Genomic DNA, 20,390 nt, shown 5'->3' on the forward strand with positions numbered 1-20,390 from the left:
GACATGCGGGACTGGCTGCCGGAAGATCACCTCGTTTGGCTTGTCATCGAGATCGTCGAGACGCTCGATATGTCGGCTTTCGAGGCGTCGCGGCGGCGGGGCGGGGTCGGCGCAGCGGGATACGATCCGCGGATGCTCCTGGGGCTGCTTGTCTACGCGTACTGCCGTGGCGTGCGGTCCTCGCGTCAGGTCGAGCGGCTCTGCCATACGGACATCGCGTTCAAGGTGGCGTGCGCCGGCGATGTGCCCGACCATGCGACGATCGCGAGGTTCCGTGCCGTGTCCGAGGAAGCGTTCGCCGGGTTGTTCGCGCAGGTGCTGCTGATCGCCGCACGGGCGGGGCTTGCCCGGTTCGGCACGATCGCGATCGACGGGACGAAGATCCCCGCGAACGCGTCCATCGACGCGAACCGCGGTCGGGACTGGTTCGAGCAGCACGCGGCAGAGATCGCCGCCGGGGTCGTCGAAGAGGCCCAGCGCGTGGACGCAGCCGAGGATGCGCTGGCCGCCCGCGGGGCTGACGAGGGCGGTGACCGTGTCCGTGGGGCGCTGGCCATGAGGTCGGCGCGGGCCGAGCGGATCCGTCGCGCAGCGGCGGAACTTGCCCAGCAGCAGGGTCGACTGGACGCCGATCGCGACGCCCGCCAGACCGGGGCTCAGGCCCGGCTGGAGACATCCCGGGCCGGGCGGCCGGTGCGAGGCCGGATCCCTGACGGTCCGCTACGGCTGGCCGAGGCGAGGGCGCATCTGGAACGGGAACTGCGTGACCACCAGGCCAAGCTCGATCGCAGGGCCGCGTTGATCGCCGCGGGGAAGAAGCCGATGGGCGCCCCGTCCGTCCCTACCGAGGAGCACTCCCGGATCATCCGGGCCCGCCGTGTCGTCGCTGCCGCCGAAGCCGCCGCGGCGCGCGACGGGCAAGCCCCGACAAGGAGCCTGTCCAAGGCCGTCGCGAACACCACCGACCCGGACTCGCGGGTGATGCCCACACGCCGGGGATTCGTCCAGGGGTACAACGCGCAGGTCGCCGTCACCGGTGACCATCTCATCGCCGCCGTCGATGTGAACCAGCAGCCCAACGATATGCCCTCGTTCGTTCCCATGATGAGCGCGGCCACCAATGCCGCCTCGGGCCTGCACGCGCGGACCGGCTCGCCTGAGCATCAGATCGGGGTCGTGCTGGCCGATGCCGGCTACTGCAGCAACAAGAACCTGGAGGCGCCCGGCGCCGACCGGATCATCGCCTTGGGCAAGGGTCGCGAACAGCATGCCAAGGCAGTCCGATCCCCGGCATCCGGCCCGCCGCCGGCCGGGGCGAACGCACGGGAAGCGATGGCCCACCGCCTCCGAACACCCGAAGGATCAGCCGCTTACAAGCGCCGCGGCGCAACCGTCGAACCCAGCATCGGAACCCTCAAGACGATCCTGAGCAGATTCTCCCGGAGAGGCCTTGATGCAGCCCGCAGCGAGCTGAACCTCGCGGCCGCCGCCTACAACATCCGGAAGATCCACACGGCAACCGCCTGAGGCGCTGGCCGCGGGGACCAGGCGAGCCGACCTGCCGACCCCGACCAACAGGCCCCCGTCACCATCCGGGCTGGGACACGCCATTCTGCGACAGGCTCCGTACTCCAGGAAGGGCACGAATTCGGCCCAGGAGGATTCCCAGAGCCGTACGATGGCCGGATACCGCTGGCCCCACTCGGCAGTGAATTCGGCGAACCGGTCCTTCGCCGCCTGCTCGGACGGGGCCGTGTAGACCGGCTTGAGCGCCTTGACGATGCCGTCGCGGTGCTGGCGTCCGGCGTAGCGGAAGCTGTTGCGGATCAGGTGCACGATGCACTGCTGCACCACCGTCCGCTCCCACGTGGTCGTGATCGCCTCCGGCAGGCCTTTGAGCCCGTCGCAGACGGCGATCAGCACATCTTCCACGCCCCGGTTCTTCAGCTCCGAGAAGACCTGCAGCCAGAACCGGGCACCCTCGCCACCGTCGCCGGCCCAGATGCCCAGGATCTCCCGCTCCCCATTGGTGGTGACGCCCATAACGACGTAGAACGGGGTGTTGCGCACCTGCCCGTCACGGACCTTGACCACGACCGCATCAACGAACAGCACCGGATAGATCGGATCCAAAGGCCGGGCCGACCATTCGGCCAGTTCTCCGGCGACTTTCTCCGTGATGCGGCTGATGGTGTCTTTAGAGACTCTGGCCCCGTAGACCTCCTCGAAGTGGGCGGCGATTTCCCCGGTCGTCAGCCCCCGGGCAGAGAGGGAGAGCACGATCTGGTCGATCCCGTCCAGACGCCGTTTCCGCTTGGGCACGATCACCGGCTCGAACGACCCGTCCCGATCCCGGGGCACCTCAATCTCGACCGGACCGATCTCGGTCAACACGGTCTTTGACCTGGTGCCGTTGCGCATGTTGGCTGCGATCGGTGTCTGGCCGTGCTCGTGGCCGAGGTGCTCTGTCAGCTCGGCTTCCAGAGCGGTCTCCAGCACATTTCTCGTGAGTTGGTTCAGCAGCCCGCCCGGGCCTACCAGGCTCACGCCCTGTTCCTTGGCCTGCGCGAGCAACCGCTCCGCAAGCTCCTTCTGATCGATGATCTCTCCCGTCACAGGATCGATCATCACCCCTGCCATCTCGGACGTGGACTCTGACACGGCCGTCTCCTTTCGGATCAGGCCGGACTCCACACACCGTTATTCAGACAGTCCCCTTGAATCCGCCAGGCACGCTCTATCAGTTGTTGTTGGGTCTTTCGACGCTGTCGTGGTGGTCGATGCCGGTCGGGCGGTGGCGGGGGTGGGCTTGTCTGGGCCCGCGATAGAAAGCACATGAACTGAGAGAGCGTCCGTCAGAAACGCGTATCGAGTGAGAGAGCGTCCGATGGAAGGCCGCATCAACTGAGAGAGGGTCCGTGCGGCGCTCTATCAGCTGGTGGTGTGTGTGTTAAATGTGGGAGGCCCCAACCGTGTGGTTGGGGCCTCGACCTAATGGTTGTCCGGCGGTGACCTACTCTCCCACACCCTCCCGGGTGCAGTACCATCGGCGCTGTGGGTCTTAGCTTCCGGGTTCGGAATGGGACCGGGCGTTTCCCCCACGCTATGACCGCCGTAACCCTGTTACCCGTCACCAACCCTGTTGGGGTGGTGTGGGAAGACTTGTGGTTACAACTGCTCCTGTTAGAGAGCGGTGGTGTTGTTTATTCAGTTGTGTTCCTCAGCGCAACAGGCCCGTGGCGGGTTTGTTGGTTGGGAACCACATAGTGGACGCAAGCAGTCTTGTTCATCTTTTTACCCTCCCCGTGGTGCAAACGCTTTTGAACCCGTTTGCGGGGTGGGTGTGTGGTGTAAGTTATCGGCCTATTAGTACCGGTCAGCTTCACGAGTCGTTAGTCCTCGCTTCCACATCCGGCCTATCAACCCAGTGGTCTGGCTGGGGGCCTCTCACACACAAGGTGTATGGAAATCTCATCTTGAAGCGAGCTTCCCGCTTAGATGCTTTCAGCGGTTATCCCATCCGAACGTAGCTAATCAGCGGTGCACTTGGCAGTACAACTGACACACCAGAGGTTCGTCCGTCCCGGTCCTCTCGTACTAAGGACAGCCCTTCTCAAATTTCCTGCGCGCGCAGCGGATAGGGACCGAACTGTCTCACGACGTTCTAAACCCAGCTCGCGTACCGCTTTAATGGGCGAACAGCCCAACCCTTGGGACCTACTCCAGCCCCAGGATGCGACGAGCCGACATCGAGGTGCCAAACCATGCCGTCGATATGGACTCTTGGGCAAGATCAGCCTGTTATCCCCGAGGTACCTTTTATCCGTTGAGCGACGGCCATTCCACAATGTACCGCCGGATCACTAGTCCCGACTTTCGTCCCTGCTCGAGATGTCTCTCTCACAGTCAAGCTCCCTTGTGCACTTACACTCGACACCTGATTGCCAACCAGGCTGAGGGAACCTTTGGGCGCCTCCGTTACTTTTTAGGAGGCAACCGCCCCAGTTAAACTACCCATCAGGCACTGTCCCTGACCCGGATTACGGGCCGAAGTTAGATGTCCAAAGTGACCAGAGTGGTATTTCAACGATGACTCCACCCGAACTGGCGTCCGGGCTTCAACGTCTCCCACCTATCCTACACAAGCCACTCCGAACACCAATACCAAACTATAGTAAAGGTCTCGGGGTCTTTCCGTCCTGCTGCGCGTAACGAGCATCTTTACTCGTACTGCAATTTCGCCGAGTTTATGGTTGAGACAGCGGGGAAGTCGTTACTCCATTCGTGCAGGTCGGAACTTACCCGACAAGGAATTTCGCTACCTTAGGATGGTTATAGTTACCACCGCCGTTTACTGGGGCTTAAATTCTCAGCTTCGCCGTGAGGCTAACCGGTCCTCTTAACCTTCCAGCACCGGGCAGGAGTCAGTCCGTATACATCGTCTTGCGACTTCGCACGGACCTGTGTTTTTAGTAAACAGTCGCTTCCCCCTGGTCTCTGCGGCCCCGATCCCCTCCCGGACGCGAAGTCCGATCAAGGTTGGGGCCCCCCTTCTCCCGAAGTTACGGGGGCATTTTGCCGAGTTCCTTAACCATAATTCTCTCGATCGCCTTAGTATTCTCTACCTGATCACCTGTGTCGGTTTGGGGTACGGGCGGCTAAAACCTCGCGTCGATGCTTTTCTCGGCAGCATAGGATCACCAAATCCCCCCAAACGGGGGTCCCATCAGATCTCAGGCATCATGAACAGCGGATTTGCCTACCGTTCGCCCTACATCCTTAGACCGGGACAACCATCGCCCGGCTCGGCTACCTTCCTGCGTCACACCTGTTAATACGCTTGCCTCCCAGGATCAGGTCCTGCGCTCCACCAAAACCCTCACACCACAAGGGTGATCGGGCAGGTCTCGGGCAGTTAGTATCCCCTGTTCAGCATGGGCGGTTTTTCGCCGGTACGGGAATATCAACCCGTTGTCCATCGACTACGCCTGTCGGCCTCGCCTTAGGTCCCGACTTACCCAGGGCAGATTAGCTTGACCCTGGAACCCTTGATCATTCGGCGGACGGGTTTCTCACCCGTCTTTCGCTACTCATGCCTGCATTCTCACTCGTGTAGGCTCCACCGCTGGTTTACACCGCGACTTCACCGCCCACACGACGCTCCCCTACCCATCCAAACACCTGAACCACGAAGGCTTAGTCATTGTTTGAATGCCACAACTTCGGCGGTGTACTTGAGCCCCGCTACATTGTCGGCGCGGAATCACTTGACCAGTGAGCTATTACGCACTCTTTTAAGGATGGCTGCTTCTAAGCCAACCTCCTGGTTGTCTTCGCAACTCCACATCCTTTCCCACTTAGCACACGCTTAGGGGCCTTAGTTGGTGGTCTGGGCTGTTTCCCTCTCGACTATGAAGCTTATCCCCCACAGTCTCACTGCTGCGCTCTCACTTACCGGCATTCGGAGTTTGGCTGACGTCAGTAACCTTGTAGGGCCCATTAGCCATCCAGTAGCTCTACCTCCAGCAAGAAACACGCAACGCTGCACCTAAATGCATTTCGGGGAGAACCAGCTATCACGAAGTTTGATTGGCCTTTCACCCCTACCCACAGCTCATCCCCTCCATTTTCAACTGAAGTGGGTTCGGTCCTCCACGACGTCTTACCGTCGCTTCAACCTGGCCATGGGTAGATCACTTCGCTTCGGGTCTAGATCACGCCACTGCAACGCCCTATTCAGACTCGCTTTCGCTACGGCTGCCCCACACGGGTTAACCTCGCGACGTAACACTAACTCGCAGGCTCATTCTTCAAAAGGCACGCCGTCACCAGAATCAGACTGGCTCCGACGGATTGTAAGCACACGGTTTCAGGTACTGTTTCACTCCCCTCCCGGGGTACTTTTCACCTTTCCCTCACGGTACTGGTCCGCTATCGGTCATTAGGGAGTATTTAGGCTTATCAGGTGGTCCTGACAGATTCGCACGGGATTTCTCGGGCCCCGTACTACTTGGGATACTCTCACAGGCGGCACAACGCATTACAGTTACGGGGCTAACACCCTCTCTGGCCGGCCTTTCAAGACCGTTCACCTATGCGCGCACATCACACCCCACCAGCCCGGCAGAACTGGTATGGAAAGTCCCACAACCCCGACCATGCAACGCCCGCCGGCTATCACACATGGAACGGTTTAGCCTGATCCGCGTTCGCTCGCCACTACTAACGGAATCACTATTGTTTTCTCTTCCTGCGGGTACTGAGATGTTTCACTTCCCCGCGTTCCCTCCACGCACCCTATGTGTTCAGATGCGGGTCACCAAGTCACTCGCGCGCTTGGCGGGGTTTCCCCATTCGGACACCCTGGGATCACAGTCCGGTTATCGACTCCCCCAGGCTTATCGCAGATTCCTACGTCCTTCTTCGGCTCCTAATGCCAAGGCATCCACCGTGTGCTCTTAAAAACTTGACCACAAAAGATCAAAAAACACTTTTCGAGAGAACCATGAAAACCAACCACACACAACAACACCACCACCAGGGCAGTACCACCACGCGCAGCCAGATCCAGGTTCATATTCTTGGAAATTGCTTCTTATAAAAGATGCTCGCGTCCACTATGTAGTTCTCAAACAACAACCCCAAACCACACACCACACACACACAACCCCCAAAGGGAGCCAACCGTGCATGATCGGTGCAGCCAGGAAACCAGAAACAAACAAACCCGGGAAAACCCCGGCCCTGTTGCCTCAGGACCCAACAGTGTGCCAAACACTAAACCACCCGCACCCCGCCCCGCCGTTCCAGGACAACCACCCAAAGGATGACCATCCGTACTAGACAAGACAAGAAACAAGCAGCCGCTATTTGTTGATATTCCACCCTTGAGCACCCGCCGCAGAACTTGCGTCTGCGCAACGGGCATATACTCCTGACAAACCCCCACCAGCGCATACACGCAGTGACAGGCCTGTAGGTGCTCCTTAGAAAGGAGGTGATCCAGCCGCACCTTCCGGTACGGCTACCTTGTTACGACTTAGTCCCAATCGCCAGTCCCACCTTCGACAGCTCCCTCCCACAAGGGGTTAGGCCACCGGCTTCGGGTGTTACCAACTTTCGTGACTTGACGGGCGGTGTGTACAAGGCCCGGGAACGTATTCACCGCAGCGTTGCTGATCTGCGATTACTAGCGACTCCGACTTCATGGGGTCGAGTTGCAGACCCCAATCCGAACTGAGACCGGCTTTTTGGGATTAGCTCCACCTCACAGTATCGCAACCCTTTGTACCGGCCATTGTAGCATGCGTGAAGCCCAAGACATAAGGGGCATGATGATTTGACGTCGTCCCCACCTTCCTCCGAGTTGACCCCGGCAGTCTCCTATGAGTCCCCACCATCACGTGCTGGCAACATAGAACGAGGGTTGCGCTCGTTGCGGGACTTAACCCAACATCTCACGACACGAGCTGACGACAACCATGCACCACCTGTAAACCGACCGCAAGCGGGGCACCTGTCTCCAGGCGTTACCGGTTCATGTCAAGCCTTGGTAAGGTTCTTCGCGTTGCATCGAATTAATCCGCATGCTCCGCCGCTTGTGCGGGCCCCCGTCAATTCCTTTGAGTTTTAGCCTTGCGGCCGTACTCCCCAGGCGGGGCACTTAATGCGTTAGCTACGGCGCGGAAAACGTGGAATGTCCCCCACACCTAGTGCCCAACGTTTACGGCATGGACTACCAGGGTATCTAATCCTGTTCGCTCCCCATGCTTTCGCTCCTCAGCGTCAGTTAATGCCCAGAGACCTGCCTTCGCCATCGGTGTTCCTCCTGATATCTGCGCATTTCACCGCTACACCAGGAATTCCAGTCTCCCCTACATCACTCTAGTCTGCCCGTACCCACCGCAGATCCGGAGTTGAGCCCCGGACTTTCACGGCAGACGCGACAAACCGCCTACGAGCTCTTTACGCCCAATAATTCCGGATAACGCTTGCGCCCTACGTATTACCGCGGCTGCTGGCACGTAGTTAGCCGGCGCTTCTTCTGCAGGTACCGTCACTTTCGCTTCTTCCCTACTGAAAGAGGTTTACAACCCGAAGGCCGTCATCCCTCACGCGGCGTCGCTGCATCAGGCTTGCGCCCATTGTGCAATATTCCCCACTGCTGCCTCCCGTAGGAGTCTGGGCCGTGTCTCAGTCCCAGTGTGGCCGGTCACCCTCTCAGGCCGGCTACCCGTCGTCGCCTTGGTAAGCCATTACCTCACCAACAAGCTGATAGGCCGCGAGTCCATCCAAAACCACAAAAAGCTTTCCACCAACCACCATGCGATGGAAGGTCATATCCGGTATTAGACCCAGTTTCCCAGGCTTATCCCAGAGTTAAGGGCAGGTTACTCACGTGTTACTCACCCGTTCGCCACTAATCCACCAGCAAGCTGGCATCATCGTTCGACTTGCATGTGTTAAGCACGCCGCCAGCGTTCATCCTGAGCCAGGATCAAACTCTCCGTTGAAGTAAAACAGACACAACCCCCAGCCCCGGGAAAACGGGACCAAAAGGCTGCACAAAATTTGAAACCAGCTGTAAAAACCAGACCACCCACAGGGGCGGATGACCCGATCAATTCAACCAATCACTAAAACAATTGGTATCAACAAACTTGGCACACTATTGAGTTCTCAAACAACAGACACACCCGGCACCACCACACACCCTCAAGGCCGTGACTCGCTCCGGAGCAACTTTTCAAACTTACCCGGTTTCGAGAAGCTTTGCAAATCGGCGTTTCCGGCGATTCGTGGCTTTCTCAACCGTCCCCACCCGCATCCGGCGCGCCAGGAGGCGAACCATTTGCAGGCTGTTTGTAAGGGGGTTGGTCGCTATTTTTCCGCTTCAGCGGCGGCGACTCAGAAAACAATACACGGGCAGAAGCCGCTCTGCAAATCCGCCTTCGAGGCAGAGCAGCACCCCCGAAACCCCCGTAATTCCGGGCTTTTTGGCATCTTCTCGCCGGTCCCAGCCCCGGTGGGAGGCTGCACCCTGATCTATGGAGTGGGTCACATATCCGCGGATCGTGGACTGCTCACCCGCAGGGTCAGCAGGAAGTCCGCTTCCCGCGGTTGAAGCCGGTACTGCTCCAGTACCCCAGGTCCGCAGGCCGCTGTGCCCACGCCCCGGCGTGTGTGGTCGAGGTAGACGTAAGTGAGTCCGTCGGCGCGCAGGTCAGGACGGTGGGCCGCAGCTTCAAGAACGTCCTGCCTATAGGGGCGCACGGTCAACGCAAAAGGCTGCCCGGAGATGTCCAGGGTCCTGCCGCTGAGCTGGAGTCCGGCGGAACGCACCCCGGACCTCGCCCCGCATTCCTGGGGCCGCACGTACTCCACGTCCATGTCGGAAAGGGGCAGCGAGAACCATCCCGTCCTTGTTCCCTGCCCGGTGTCCGGGTAGCTCTGGTGCGGTCCGTCACCGAACCAGCTCACCGCGCCGGTCTCTTCACCCAGCACGAGCTCCAGGCCAATCCGCGCCCACTCGACGTCAAAACCGCGGTTGATCCACTGGCCGTCAGGACGTACCTGCGTGCGCAGTCCTACAGCGTCGCCATCGCTGGTCCATGTGTAGTCCACAAAAACGCCATACTGCTTGTCGGCGGCGCTGACACGGGTTCGGACGGCCAGTGCTTCTCCCCCCTCCGGGGTGGGCTCCGCGGTGATACGGAGCAGCCGGGTGTGGAGCCGGTTCAAACCGGCGTCCGTCCACTGAGTGGCCATCGGTCGCTCGTCTGCCGCGCCCCACTCACGGCCCAAGTCGTTGTCCGTGGGTGCCCACCATAAGTTCAGACCCAACTTTTTCACCGGGATGCTACTGATGGACGTGGGCATGCCCGTGGAGCGGCTGAGGACAACTGGTCCCACTGACAGTTCACGGTCGGTGACGTGGACGGCGTCGACAGGAGCCGGCTCAACCGGCGGAGTCTGCTCCCGGACTGACTGGCCCCACGCAATCTCGTACCCCGCTGGAGCCCAGGCCGTGTCAGCGGCGAGGACCGCGCTCACGGTGAGCACCGACGTCGTACTCCTTTCACCGGCTGCCAAGGTGGCGACGCTGGCGGGGAGCCCCGCCCAGGTTTCCTCATGCGGGGCCACTGCCGCAACCTCCACTGCGCCGGCATCGAGGATGCCACCTTCAGCCTCCACCTGATAGCGGAAGCTGAAGGCGGAGGTGTCCGCAAAGTCCTGGCCATTGCGGAAGGTGAAGCCGGACCAGTCGCCGGCCACGGTGATGCGCAACGGTTCGATGACCTTCTTGAAGTCCAGCAAACCGGGCCGGGGGTTGCGGTCAGCGTCCACCAGGCCGTCCGTGACGAAGTTGCCGTCGTGGACTTCTTCACCGAAGTCCCCGCCGTAGCCATAGTGCTCACGGCCATCCTTGGAGGTAACGGTAATCCCGTGCTCCAGCCACTCCCATACAAAGCCGCCCATCAGCCGTGGGTACTTCTCGAAGAGTTCCTGGTACTCCGTCATTCCGCCGGGACCGTTACCCATGGCGTGAACGTACTCGCAGAGAACGAATGGCATGGCACGGCGTCGGGCATCCAGTGCCGGGTCTTCAAGGGGCGGCTCGATGCCCTGCCCGATGAGCTCCGTTTCGGCCTGGCTGGCGTACATCCGGGAGTAGACGTCCACGTGCTCCGAAGACCAGTCCCCCTCATAATGGATGGGCCGCGACGGGTCGCGGTCCTTGGTCCAGCGGGACATGGCGGCCAGGTTCCGGCCCGTGCCTGCCTCGTTGCCGAGCGACCACATGATGACGCAGGGATGGTTTTTGTCCCGCTCGACCGTACGGCGCATGCGGTCAACCAGAGCCGGCTCCCATTGCGGATCGTCGCTGGGGTTCTGCGCCCAGCCGGCACTCTCGAACCCGTGCGTTTCCAGGTCGCACTCGAGCACCACATAAAAGCCGAGCTGGTCCGCCAACGCCAGGACATCCGGGTGCGGCGGGTAATGCGAGGTCCGGATGGCATTGATGTTGTGCTGCTTCATGAGCCGCAGCTCGGCTTCAACTACGTCCCTGGGGACCACCCGGCCGAGACGCGGATGGTGCTCATGGCGGTTGACCCCGCGCAGCAGGATCCGCCGGCCATTCACCTTGAACTGGGCGTCCTCGATGCTGATGCTGCGGAAGCCAACCTCCACCGTGACCATCTCCCCCGGAGTGCTGACAGTTGCCCCATAAAGCCTGGGCACCTCCGCGGACCACGGCTCGACGACGGGCAGCCGCACGGCAGTACCGGCGGGCAGCTCGAGGTTCAGTTCCGGAACGCGGACGACGGCGTCTATCGCCTGGCCGCCCCGGCTCACCTCAACCCTGAGGGTTCCTTCGCCGGTGAGATGATCGTAGCCAGCGTGGACGAAGACGTCGTCGATGCCGCCCACCGGCCTTGCCTGCAGGGTGACGTCGCGGAAGATGCCGGGGAGCCACCACATGTCCTGGTCTTCCACGTAGCTCGACGCCGAAAACTGGGCGACCCGCACTGCCAGCGTGTTCTGTCCGGATTCCAGGATCCCGGAGACGTCAAACTCGTGTGGCAGCCGGCTGCCGCGCGTGGTACCGAGTTCCACCCCATTCAGCCATACGGTGCCGGCCGACTCGATACCGTCAAAGCGCAGCAGTGCATGCGGAAAGAACTCCGGGCCGGCGTCGAACACGAGCACGTGATCACCGATGGGATTGGCGTCCGGAACCTGAGGCGGCTCCACCGCGAAGGGGAACTGGACGTTGGTGTATGCCGGGGCGCCGTGTCCGTGCATCGGCCAACTGGAGGGAACCGGCAGGCCTTGAAAGCCGTCCAGGGGCTGCCCCAGCTGCCAGCCATCGTCGGGCGCCACCCGCGCCCCCGAGCTGAGCCTGAACTGCCATTCGCCGTTCAACGACAACTTTGGCGCGCTGCTGTCCAGATAGGCGCGGGGAGTCAATGTTCCGGTGGCAGGGGTGGGTGAGGCCAGCCCCTCGGCGGCCGCCGCGCCAAGGTCCAGCCTTCGTCCTGGTGAACCTGGGGTTGTCACCGTTGTGCTGTCTGTCAGGGCGGAAGGTGCATGGACCGACATGGCTTCCTTGCTCTTAGATGATTCGACCGGCGGCAACCGTCCGCCACCGACGGCACGTGAACGTTCACGGCGCTATCAAGCCTAGCTGGTGGGGTCCTTGTTTTGTAGGGTCAGGCCGATTGTCGACGGACCAACTGGTGCTTGAGGACCAAGTGGGCATCCGCGCCGCCTGCCTCCATGCGGCCAGTGAGCAGGCCATCCACAAGGCCGACGGCGGCCCTCCCCACCGCGCGGAGGTCCAGGGAGAGGGTAGTCAGCTCAGGCGATACCAATTCGCCAAGGGGAATCCCGTCCATCCCTACAACTGCGCAGTCCCGCGGGACTGTCACGCCTGCATCGGCAAAAGCCTTGAGCGCGCCGGCAGCCATGAGATCGTTGAAGACCAGCAGGCCGTCGGGGCTCCCTTTTTCATCGATCATCCTGCGGACAGCACCACGGGCGGCGGTGGCAGAATCAGCGGAGCGCTCCACCCGGAGGCCGACTCCGGCGGCCCCGGCCGCAACGGCCACCGCCTTGCCGCGCGCCGTCGCCGGCCCCTCCTGGTCCGAATCCAAGTAGGCGATGCGCCGGCGCTGGTTCTCCAGGAGATAGCCCAACGCGAGCTGTGCCGCGTGTGAGTAGTCGAAAGAGATCCGGCCTGCCGCTTCGCCCGCTGGGTCGTCCAGCACAACCACCGGGCGACGGCCCATCATGGCCTGGGCCTCCACTGAGCATCCGCCGAGATATCCCACCAGCGCGTCAACCTGCGGCGCCAACCGTGTTACAGCGTCCAGGCCACTGGCGCTGCCGTGGCCAAAATCATCCATCACCACGTTCCAGCCGCGCTGGGTGGCTTCTTCGACCACACTGGCCGCGAAGGCAGGAAAGTAAGGATTGGTCAGGTCCGGGATGGCGAGACCCAGCGAGACCCGCGCGCCCTGGACCAGGCCTTTCGCGAACCGGCTCGGAGAATACCCAAGCTCCGCGGCCAGATTCTGGACTCGTTCCCGCGTGGTTGCACTGATCCCCGGCATGTCGTTCATGGCGCGCGTGACAGTCTGCCGTGACACCCCCGCTGCCGCTGCCACATCAAGAATGGTGGCGCGGCGGTTGGCCGGGCCGCGGGAACTCGAGGTCATGGGAGTAAGTCTAAAGTGGGCAGGCTGTGGGCCACACGCTTGCTGCCCCCAGTGGTGGCGGAGGCACCCACAGCGGACGCCCTCGCAGTTGATGTCGGGTTCCCCGCGACGCTCTCGCAGTTGATGTGGGGTTTCCCCGGACGCTCTATCAGCTGGTGTTCTGGTGTGTGTGTTAAATGTGGGAGGCCCCAACCGTGTGGTTGGGGCCTCGACCTAATGGTTGTCCGGCGGTGACCTACTCTCCCACACCCTCCCGGGTGCAGTACCATCGGCGCTGTGGGTCTTAGCTTCCGGGTTCGGAATGGGACCGGGCGTTTCCCCCACGCTATGACCGCCGTAACCCTGTTACCCGTCACCAACCCTGTTGGGGTGGTGTGGGAAGACTTGTGGTTACAACTGCTCCTGTTAGAGAGCGGTGGTGTTGTTTATTCAGTTGTGTTCCTCAGCGCAACAGGCCCGTGGCGGGTTTGTTGGTTGGGAACCACATAGTGGACGCAAGCAGTCTTGTTCATCTTTTTACCCTCCCCGTGGTGCAAACGCTTTTGAACCCGTTTGCGGGGTGGGTGTGTGGTGTAAGTTATCGGCCTATTAGTACCGGTCAGCTTCACGAGTCGTTAGTCCTCGCTTCCACATCCGGCCTATCAACCCAGTGGTCTGGCTGGGGGCCTCTCACACACAAGGTGTATGGAAATCTCATCTTGAAGCGAGCTTCCCGCTTAGATGCTTTCAGCGGTTATCCCATCCGAACGTAGCTAATCAGCGGTGCACTTGGCAGTACAACTGACACACCAGAGGTTCGTCCGTCCCGGTCCTCTCGTACTAAGGACAGCCCTTCTCAAATTTCCTGCGCGCGCAGCGGATAGGGACCGAACTGTCTCACGACGTTCTAAACCCAGCTCGCGTACCGCTTTAATGGGCGAACAGCCCAACCCTTGGGACCTACTCCAGCCCCAGGATGCGACGAGCCGACATCGAGGTGCCAAACCATGCCGTCGATATGGACTCTTGGGCAAGATCAGCCTGTTATCCCCGAGGTACCTTTTATCCGTTGAGCGACGGCCATTCCACAATGTACCGCCGGATCACTAGTCCCGACTTTCGTCCCTGCTCGAGATGTCTCTCTCACAGTCAAGCTCCCTTGTGCACTTACACTCGACACCTGATTGCCAACCAGGCTGAGGGAACCTTTGGGCGCCTCCGTTACTTTTTAGGAGGCAACCGCCCCAGTTAAACTACCCATCAGGCACTGTCCCTGACCCGGATTACGGGCCGAAGTTAGATGTCCAAAGTGACCAGAGTGGTATTTCAACGATGACTCCACCCGAACTGGCGTCCGGGCTTCAACGTCTCCCACCTATCCTACACAAGCCACTCCGAACACCAATACCAAACTATAGTAAAGGTCTCGGGGTCTTTCCGTCCTGCTGCGCGTAACGAGCATCTTTACTCGTACTGCAATTTCGCCGAGTTTATGGTTGAGACAGCGGGGAAGTCGTTACTCCATTCGTGCAGGTCGGAACTTACCCGACAAGGAATTTCGCTACCTTAGGATGGTTATAGTTACCACCGCCGTTTACTGGGGCTTAAATTCTCAGCTTCGCCGTGAGGCTAACCGGTCCTCTTAACCTTCCAGCACCGGGCAGGAGTCAGTCCGTATACATCGTCTTGCGACTTCGCACGGACCTGTGTTTTTAGTAAACAGTCGCTTCCCCCTGGTCTCTGCGGCCCCGATCCCCTCCCGGACGCGAAGTCCGATCAAGGTTGGGGCCCCCCTTCTCCCGAAGTTACGGGGGCATTTTGCCGAGTTCCTTAACCATAATTCTCTCGATCGCCTTAGTATTCTCTACCTGATCACCTGTGTCGGTTTGGGGTACGGGCGGCTAAAACCTCGCGTCGATGCTTTTCTCGGCAGCATAGGATCACCAAATCCCCCCAAACGGGGGTCCCATCAGATCTCAGGCATCATGAACAGCGGATTTGCCTACCGTTCGCCCTACATCCTTAGACCGGGACAACCATCGCCCGGCTCGGCTACCTTCCTGCGTCACACCTGTTAATACGCTTGCCTCCCAGGATCAGGTCCTGCGCTCCACCAAAACCCTCACACCACAAGGGTGATCGGGCAGGTCTCGGGCAGTTAGTATCCCCTGTTCAGCATGGGCGGTTTTTCGCCGGTACGGGAATATCAACCCGTTGTCCATCGACTACGCCTGTCGGCCTCGCCTTAGGTCCCGACTTACCCAGGGCAGATTAGCTTGACCCTGGAACCCTTGATCATTCGGCGGACGGGTTTCTCACCCGTCTTTCGCTACTCATGCCTGCATTCTCACTCGTGTAGGCTCCACCGCTGGTTTACACCGCGACTTCACCGCCCACACGACGCTCCCCTACCCATCCAAACACCTGAACCACGAAGGCTTAGTCATTGTTTGAATGCCACAACTTCGGCGGTGTACTTGAGCCCCGCTACATTGTCGGCGCGGAATCACTTGACCAGTGAGCTATTACGCACTCTTTTAAGGATGGCTGCTTCTAAGCCAACCTCCTGGTTGTCTTCGCAACTCCACATCCTTTCCCACTTAGCACACGCTTAGGGGCCTTAGTTGGTGGTCTGGGCTGTTTCCCTCTCGACTATGAAGCTTATCCCCCACAGTCTCACTGCTGCGCTCTCACTTACCGGCATTCGGAGTTTGGCTGACGTCAGTAACCTTGTAGGGCCCATTAGCCATCCAGTAGCTCTACCTCCAGCAAGAAACACGCAACGCTGCACCTAAATGCATTTCGGGGAGAACCAGCTATCACGAAGTTTGATTGGCCTTTCACCCCTACCCACAGCTCATCCCCTCCATTTTCAACTGAAGTGGGTTCGGTCCTCCACGACGTCTTACCGTCGCTTCAACCTGGCCATGGGTAGATCACTTCGCTTCGGGTCTAGATCACGCCACTGCAACGCCCTATTCAGACTCGCTTTCGCTACGGCTGCCCCACACGGGTTAACCTCGCGACGTAACACTAACTCGCAGGCTCATTCTTCAAAAGGCACGCCGTCACCAGAATCAGACTGGCTCCGACGGATTGTAAGCACACGGTTTCAGGTACTGTTTCACTCCCCTCCCGGGGTACTTTTCACCTTTCCCTCACGGTACTGGTCCGCTATCGGTCATTAGGGAGTATTTAGGCTTATCAGGTGGTCCTGACAGATTCGCACGGGATTTCTCGGGCCCCGTACTACTTGGGATACTCTCACAGGCGGCACAACGCATTACAGTTACGGGGCTAACACCCTCTCTGGCCGGCCTTTCAAGACCGTTCACCTATGCGCGCACATCACACCCCACCAGCCCGGCAGAACTGGTATGGAAAGTCCCACAACCCCGACCATGCAACGCCCGCCGGCTATCACACATGGAACGGTTTAGCCTGATCCGCGTTCGCTCGCCACTACTAACGGAATCACTATTGTTTTCTCTTCCTGCGGGTACTGAGATGTTTCACTTCCCCGCGTTCCCTCCACGCACCCTATGTGTTCAGATGCGGGTCACCAAGTCACTCGCGCGCTTGGCGGGGTTTCCCCATTCGGACACCCTGGGATCACAGTCCGGTTATCGACTCCCCCAGGCTTATCGCAGATTCCTACGTCCTTCTTCGGCTCCTAATGCCAAGGCATCCACCGTGTGCTCTTAAAAACTTGACCACAAAAGATCAAAAAACACTTTTCGAGAGAACCATGAAAACCAACCACACACAACAACACCACCACCAGGGCAGTACCACCACGCGCAGCCAGATCCAGGTTCATATTCTTGGAAATTGCTTCTTATAAAAGATGCTCGCGTCCACTATGTAGTTCTCAAACAACAACCCCAAACCACACACCACACACACACAACCCCCAAAGGGAGCCAACCGTGCATGATCGGTGCAGCCAGGAAACCAGAAACAAACAAACCCGGGAAAACCCCGGCCCTGTTGCCTCAGGACCCAACAGTGTGCCAAACACTAAACCACCCGCACCCCGCCCCGCCGTTCCAGGACAACCACCCAAAGGATGACCATCCGTACTAGACAAGACAAGAAACAAGCAGCCGCTATTTGTTGATATTCCACCCTTGAGCACCCGCCGCAGAACTTGCGTCTGCGCAACGGGCATATACTCCTGACAAACCCCCACCAGCGCATACACGCAGTGACAGGCCTGTAGGTGCTCCTTAGAAAGGAGGTGATCCAGCCGCACCTTCCGGTACGGCTACCTTGTTACGACTTAGTCCCAATCGCCAGTCCCACCTTCGACAGCTCCCTCCCACAAGGGGTTAGGCCACCGGCTTCGGGTGTTACCAACTTTCGTGACTTGACGGGCGGTGTGTACAAGGCCCGGGAACGTATTCACCGCAGCGTTGCTGATCTGCGATTACTAGCGACTCCGACTTCATGGGGTCGAGTTGCAGACCCCAATCCGAACTGAGACCGGCTTTTTGGGATTAGCTCCACCTCACAGTATCGCAACCCTTTGTACCGGCCATTGTAGCATGCGTGAAGCCCAAGACATAAGGGGCATGATGATTTGACGTCGTCCCCACCTTCCTCCGAGTTGACCCCGGCAGTCTCCTATGAGTCCCCACCATCACGTGCTGGCAACATAGAACGAGGGTTGCGCTCGTTGCGGGACTTAACCCAACATCTCACGACACGAGCTGACGACAACCATGCACCACCTGTAAACCGACCGCAAGCGGGGCACCTGTCTCCAGGCGTTACCGGTTCATGTCAAGCCTTGGTAAGGTTCTTCGCGTTGCATCGAATTAATCCGCATGCTCCGCCGCTTGTGCGGGCCCCCGTCAATTCCTTTGAGTTTTAGCCTTGCGGCCGTACTCCCCAGGCGGGGCACTTAATGCGTTAGCTACGGCGCGGAAAACGTGGAATGTCCCCCACACCTAGTGCCCAACGTTTACGGCATGGACTACCAGGGTATCTAATCCTGTTCGCTCCCCATGCTTTCGCTCCTCAGCGTCAGTTAATGCCCAGAGACCTGCCTTCGCCATCGGTGTTCCTCCTGATATCTGCGCATTTCACCGCTACACCAGGAATTCCAGTCTCCCCTACATCACTCTAGTCTGCCCGTACCCACCGCAGATCCGGAGTTGAGCCCCGGACTTTCACGGCAGACGCGACAAACCGCCTACGAGCTCTTTACGCCCAATAATTCCGGATAACGCTTGCGCCCTACGTATTACCGCGGCTGCTGGCACGTAGTTAGCCGGCGCTTCTTCTGCAGGTACCGTCACTTTCGCTTCTTCCCTACTGAAAGAGGTTTACAACCCGAAGGCCGTCATCCCTCACGCGGCGTCGCTGCATCAGGCTTGCGCCCATTGTGCAATATTCCCCACTGCTGCCTCCCGTAGGAGTCTGGGCCGTGTCTCAGTCCCAGTGTGGCCGGTCACCCTCTCAGGCCGGCTACCCGTCGTCGCCTTGGTAAGCCATTACCTCACCAACAAGCTGATAGGCCGCGAGTCCATCCAAAACCACAAAAAGCTTTCCACCAACCACCATGCGATGGAAGGTCATATCCGGTATTAGACCCAGTTTCCCAGGCTTATCCCAGAGTTAAGGGCAGGTTACTCACGTGTTACTCACCCGTTCGCCACTAATCCACCAGCAAGCTGGCATCATCGTTCGACTTGCATGTGTTAAGCACGCCGCCAGCGTTCATCCTGAGCCAGGATCAAACTCTCCGTTGAAGTAAAACAGACACAACCCCCAGCCCCGGGAAAACGGGACCAAAAGGCTGCACAAAATTTGAAACCAGCTGTAAAAACCAGACCACCCACAGGGGCGGATGACCCGATCAATTCAACCAATCACTAAAACAATTGGTATCAACAAACTTGGCACACTATTGAGTTCTCAAACAACAGACACACCCGGCACCACCACACACCCTCAAGGCCGTGACTCGCTCCGGAGCAACTTTTCAAACCTACCCGACTTCTCAGTCCGATGCAAATCCGTCTTTCCGGATTCTCATCGGTGGGAAGTCGTCCCCACCTCTTCAGGAGCGCTCGAAAGCCCTACCAGAATTGGTCTTGATTTTTGGGGGTTTGGCCGCCCGGGGTAACCAGCTCTTCGCTGTCTCCCTCGCGGCGACTTAGAAAACAATACACCTGCTTCCGCCCCACCGCAAATCCCCCTTTCGTGCGCCCCTGATCCCCGCCGTTCCGCGGGAAAACGGCTCATTCGCGCCCAAGGAGCGCCATCCGCCGTCGTACCCTCTTTTTGTGGGCTGCAGCACAGTCCTGCCACCGGCACTGGCCCCGCCAGACATCGCCACATGGGCCAGCCACCGGATGCTTTAAACGCAGAAGGACCGGCACCCGTGAGGATGCCGGCCCTTCTCAAGCAGCTGGTGTCAGCGGTGCTGATTACCAGGAAGACTTGGTGATGCCCGGGAGTTCGCCCTTGTGGGCCATGTCGCGGAAGCGGACACGGGAGATGCCGAACTTCTGGAAGGTACCGCGGGGGCGGCCGTCGATGATGTCGCGGTTACGCAGACGGATCGGAGACGCGTTGCGGGGCAGCTTCTGCAGGCCCAGGCGGGCTGCTTCGCGTGCTTCGTCGGTTGCGTTTTCGTCAACCAGGGTCTTCTTCAGCTCGAGGCGCTTTGCAGCGTAACGCTCAACGATGACCTTGCGCTGCTCGTTGCGAGCAATCTTGGACTTCTTAGCCATGTTTAGCGCTCCTCTCGGAATTCGACGTGCTGGCGGATCTTGGGGTCGTACTTCTTCAGGACCATGCGGTCCGGATCGTTACGACGGTTCTTGCGGGTTACGTAGGTGTAACCCGTTCCCGCGGTCGACTTGAGCTTGATGATCGGACGTACGTCCTTGTCCTTAGCCACTAGAGCTTCACCCCACGAGCCAGGATCTGGGCAACGACTACGTCGATGCCGCGTACGTCAATGGTCTTGATGCCACGTGCAGAAACCTGCAGCGTGACGTTACGGCGCAGGGACGGAACCCAGTAGCGCTTCTTCTGAATGTTCGGATCGAACCGACGCTTGTTGCGGCGGTGCGAGTGCGAAATGCTGTGCCCAAAGCCCGGCTCGGCTCCGGTCACTTGGCAGTGTGCTGCCATGACTTCTCCTCAAGAATTGAAAGTAATGATCCGCATATC

The 20,390-nt window shown here is 59.6% G+C and carries 6 protein-coding genes, 6 rRNA genes and 1 pseudogene; 1 reads left to right on the forward strand and 12 read right to left on the reverse strand.

Annotated features, from left to right (window positions below; all coding sequences use genetic code 11):
• Positions 1 to 69: 69 nt before the first annotated feature.
• Positions 70 to 1,452: pseudogene (locus tag ASPHE3_RS21630) on the forward strand (transposase); the annotation flags it as partial.
• Here ASPHE3_RS21630 and ASPHE3_RS18560 read toward each other — a convergent pair.
• From ASPHE3_RS18560 to rpmB, 12 genes are all read right to left on the reverse strand, one after another.
• Positions 1,363 to 2,628: an IS256 family transposase gene (locus ASPHE3_RS18560; RefSeq protein WP_457920594.1), complete on the reverse strand. Its 1,266-nt coding sequence runs from the start codon at positions 2,626 to 2,628 to the stop codon at positions 1,363 to 1,365. The pseudogene ASPHE3_RS21630 and the gene ASPHE3_RS18560 sit on opposite strands and share 90 nt — an antisense overlap.
• A gap of 372 nt (positions 2,629 to 3,000) precedes the next feature.
• Positions 3,001 to 3,117 (reverse strand): 5S ribosomal RNA (rrf, locus tag ASPHE3_RS18565).
• A gap of 228 nt (positions 3,118 to 3,345) precedes the next feature.
• Positions 3,346 to 6,472: ribosomal RNA gene (locus ASPHE3_RS18570) — 23S ribosomal RNA — on the reverse strand.
• A 518-nt stretch (positions 6,473 to 6,990) separates the two neighbouring features.
• A 16S ribosomal RNA gene (locus ASPHE3_RS18575) occupies positions 6,991 to 8,513 on the reverse strand.
• The 16S, 23S and 5S rRNA genes sit together here, the layout of an rRNA operon.
• Positions 8,514 to 9,057: 544 nt before the next feature.
• Positions 9,058 to 12,105 carry a glycoside hydrolase family 2 TIM barrel-domain containing protein gene (locus tag ASPHE3_RS18580; protein ID WP_013602735.1) on the reverse strand — a complete coding sequence of 1,016 codons (3,048 nt, stop codon included), beginning with the start codon at positions 12,103 to 12,105 and terminating at the stop codon, positions 9,058 to 9,060.
• 110 nt (positions 12,106 to 12,215) lie between these two features.
• A complete protein-coding gene (locus ASPHE3_RS18585) occupies positions 12,216 to 13,223 on the reverse strand; it encodes a LacI family DNA-binding transcriptional regulator (RefSeq protein ID WP_013602736.1) in 1,008 nt (335 codons plus the stop codon).
• 222 nt (positions 13,224 to 13,445) lie between these two features.
• Positions 13,446 to 13,562: ribosomal RNA gene (gene rrf, locus ASPHE3_RS18590) — 5S ribosomal RNA — on the reverse strand.
• Positions 13,563 to 13,790: 228 nt separating this feature from the next.
• Positions 13,791 to 16,917: ribosomal RNA gene (locus ASPHE3_RS18595) — 23S ribosomal RNA — on the reverse strand.
• Positions 16,918 to 17,435: 518 nt separating this feature from the next.
• Positions 17,436 to 18,958, reverse strand: a 16S ribosomal RNA gene (locus ASPHE3_RS18600).
• Positions 18,959 to 19,639: 681 nt separating this feature from the next.
• The gene (rpsN, locus tag ASPHE3_RS18605) at positions 19,640 to 19,945 is read right to left on the reverse strand and encodes a 30S ribosomal protein S14 (protein ID WP_009358853.1); all 306 of its coding nucleotides are present in this window, start codon (positions 19,943 to 19,945) and stop codon (positions 19,640 to 19,642) included.
• Between the two features lie 2 nt (positions 19,946 to 19,947).
• Complete coding sequence (gene rpmG / locus ASPHE3_RS18610; RefSeq protein ID WP_013602737.1) at positions 19,948 to 20,115, reverse strand: 50S ribosomal protein L33; 168 nt, start codon at positions 20,113 to 20,115, stop codon at positions 19,948 to 19,950.
• Entirely contained in the window at positions 20,115 to 20,351 is a 237-nt protein-coding gene (rpmB, locus tag ASPHE3_RS18615) for a 50S ribosomal protein L28 (protein ID WP_013602738.1), read from the reverse strand. The genes rpmG and rpmB overlap by 1 nt, the downstream gene beginning before the upstream one ends.
• Positions 20,352 to 20,390: the final 39 nt, after the last annotated feature.

Origin of the sequence: Pseudarthrobacter phenanthrenivorans Sphe3, from assembly GCF_000189535.1 — a bacterium.
Lineage (GTDB): Bacteria > Actinomycetota > Actinomycetes > Actinomycetales > Micrococcaceae > Arthrobacter > Arthrobacter phenanthrenivorans.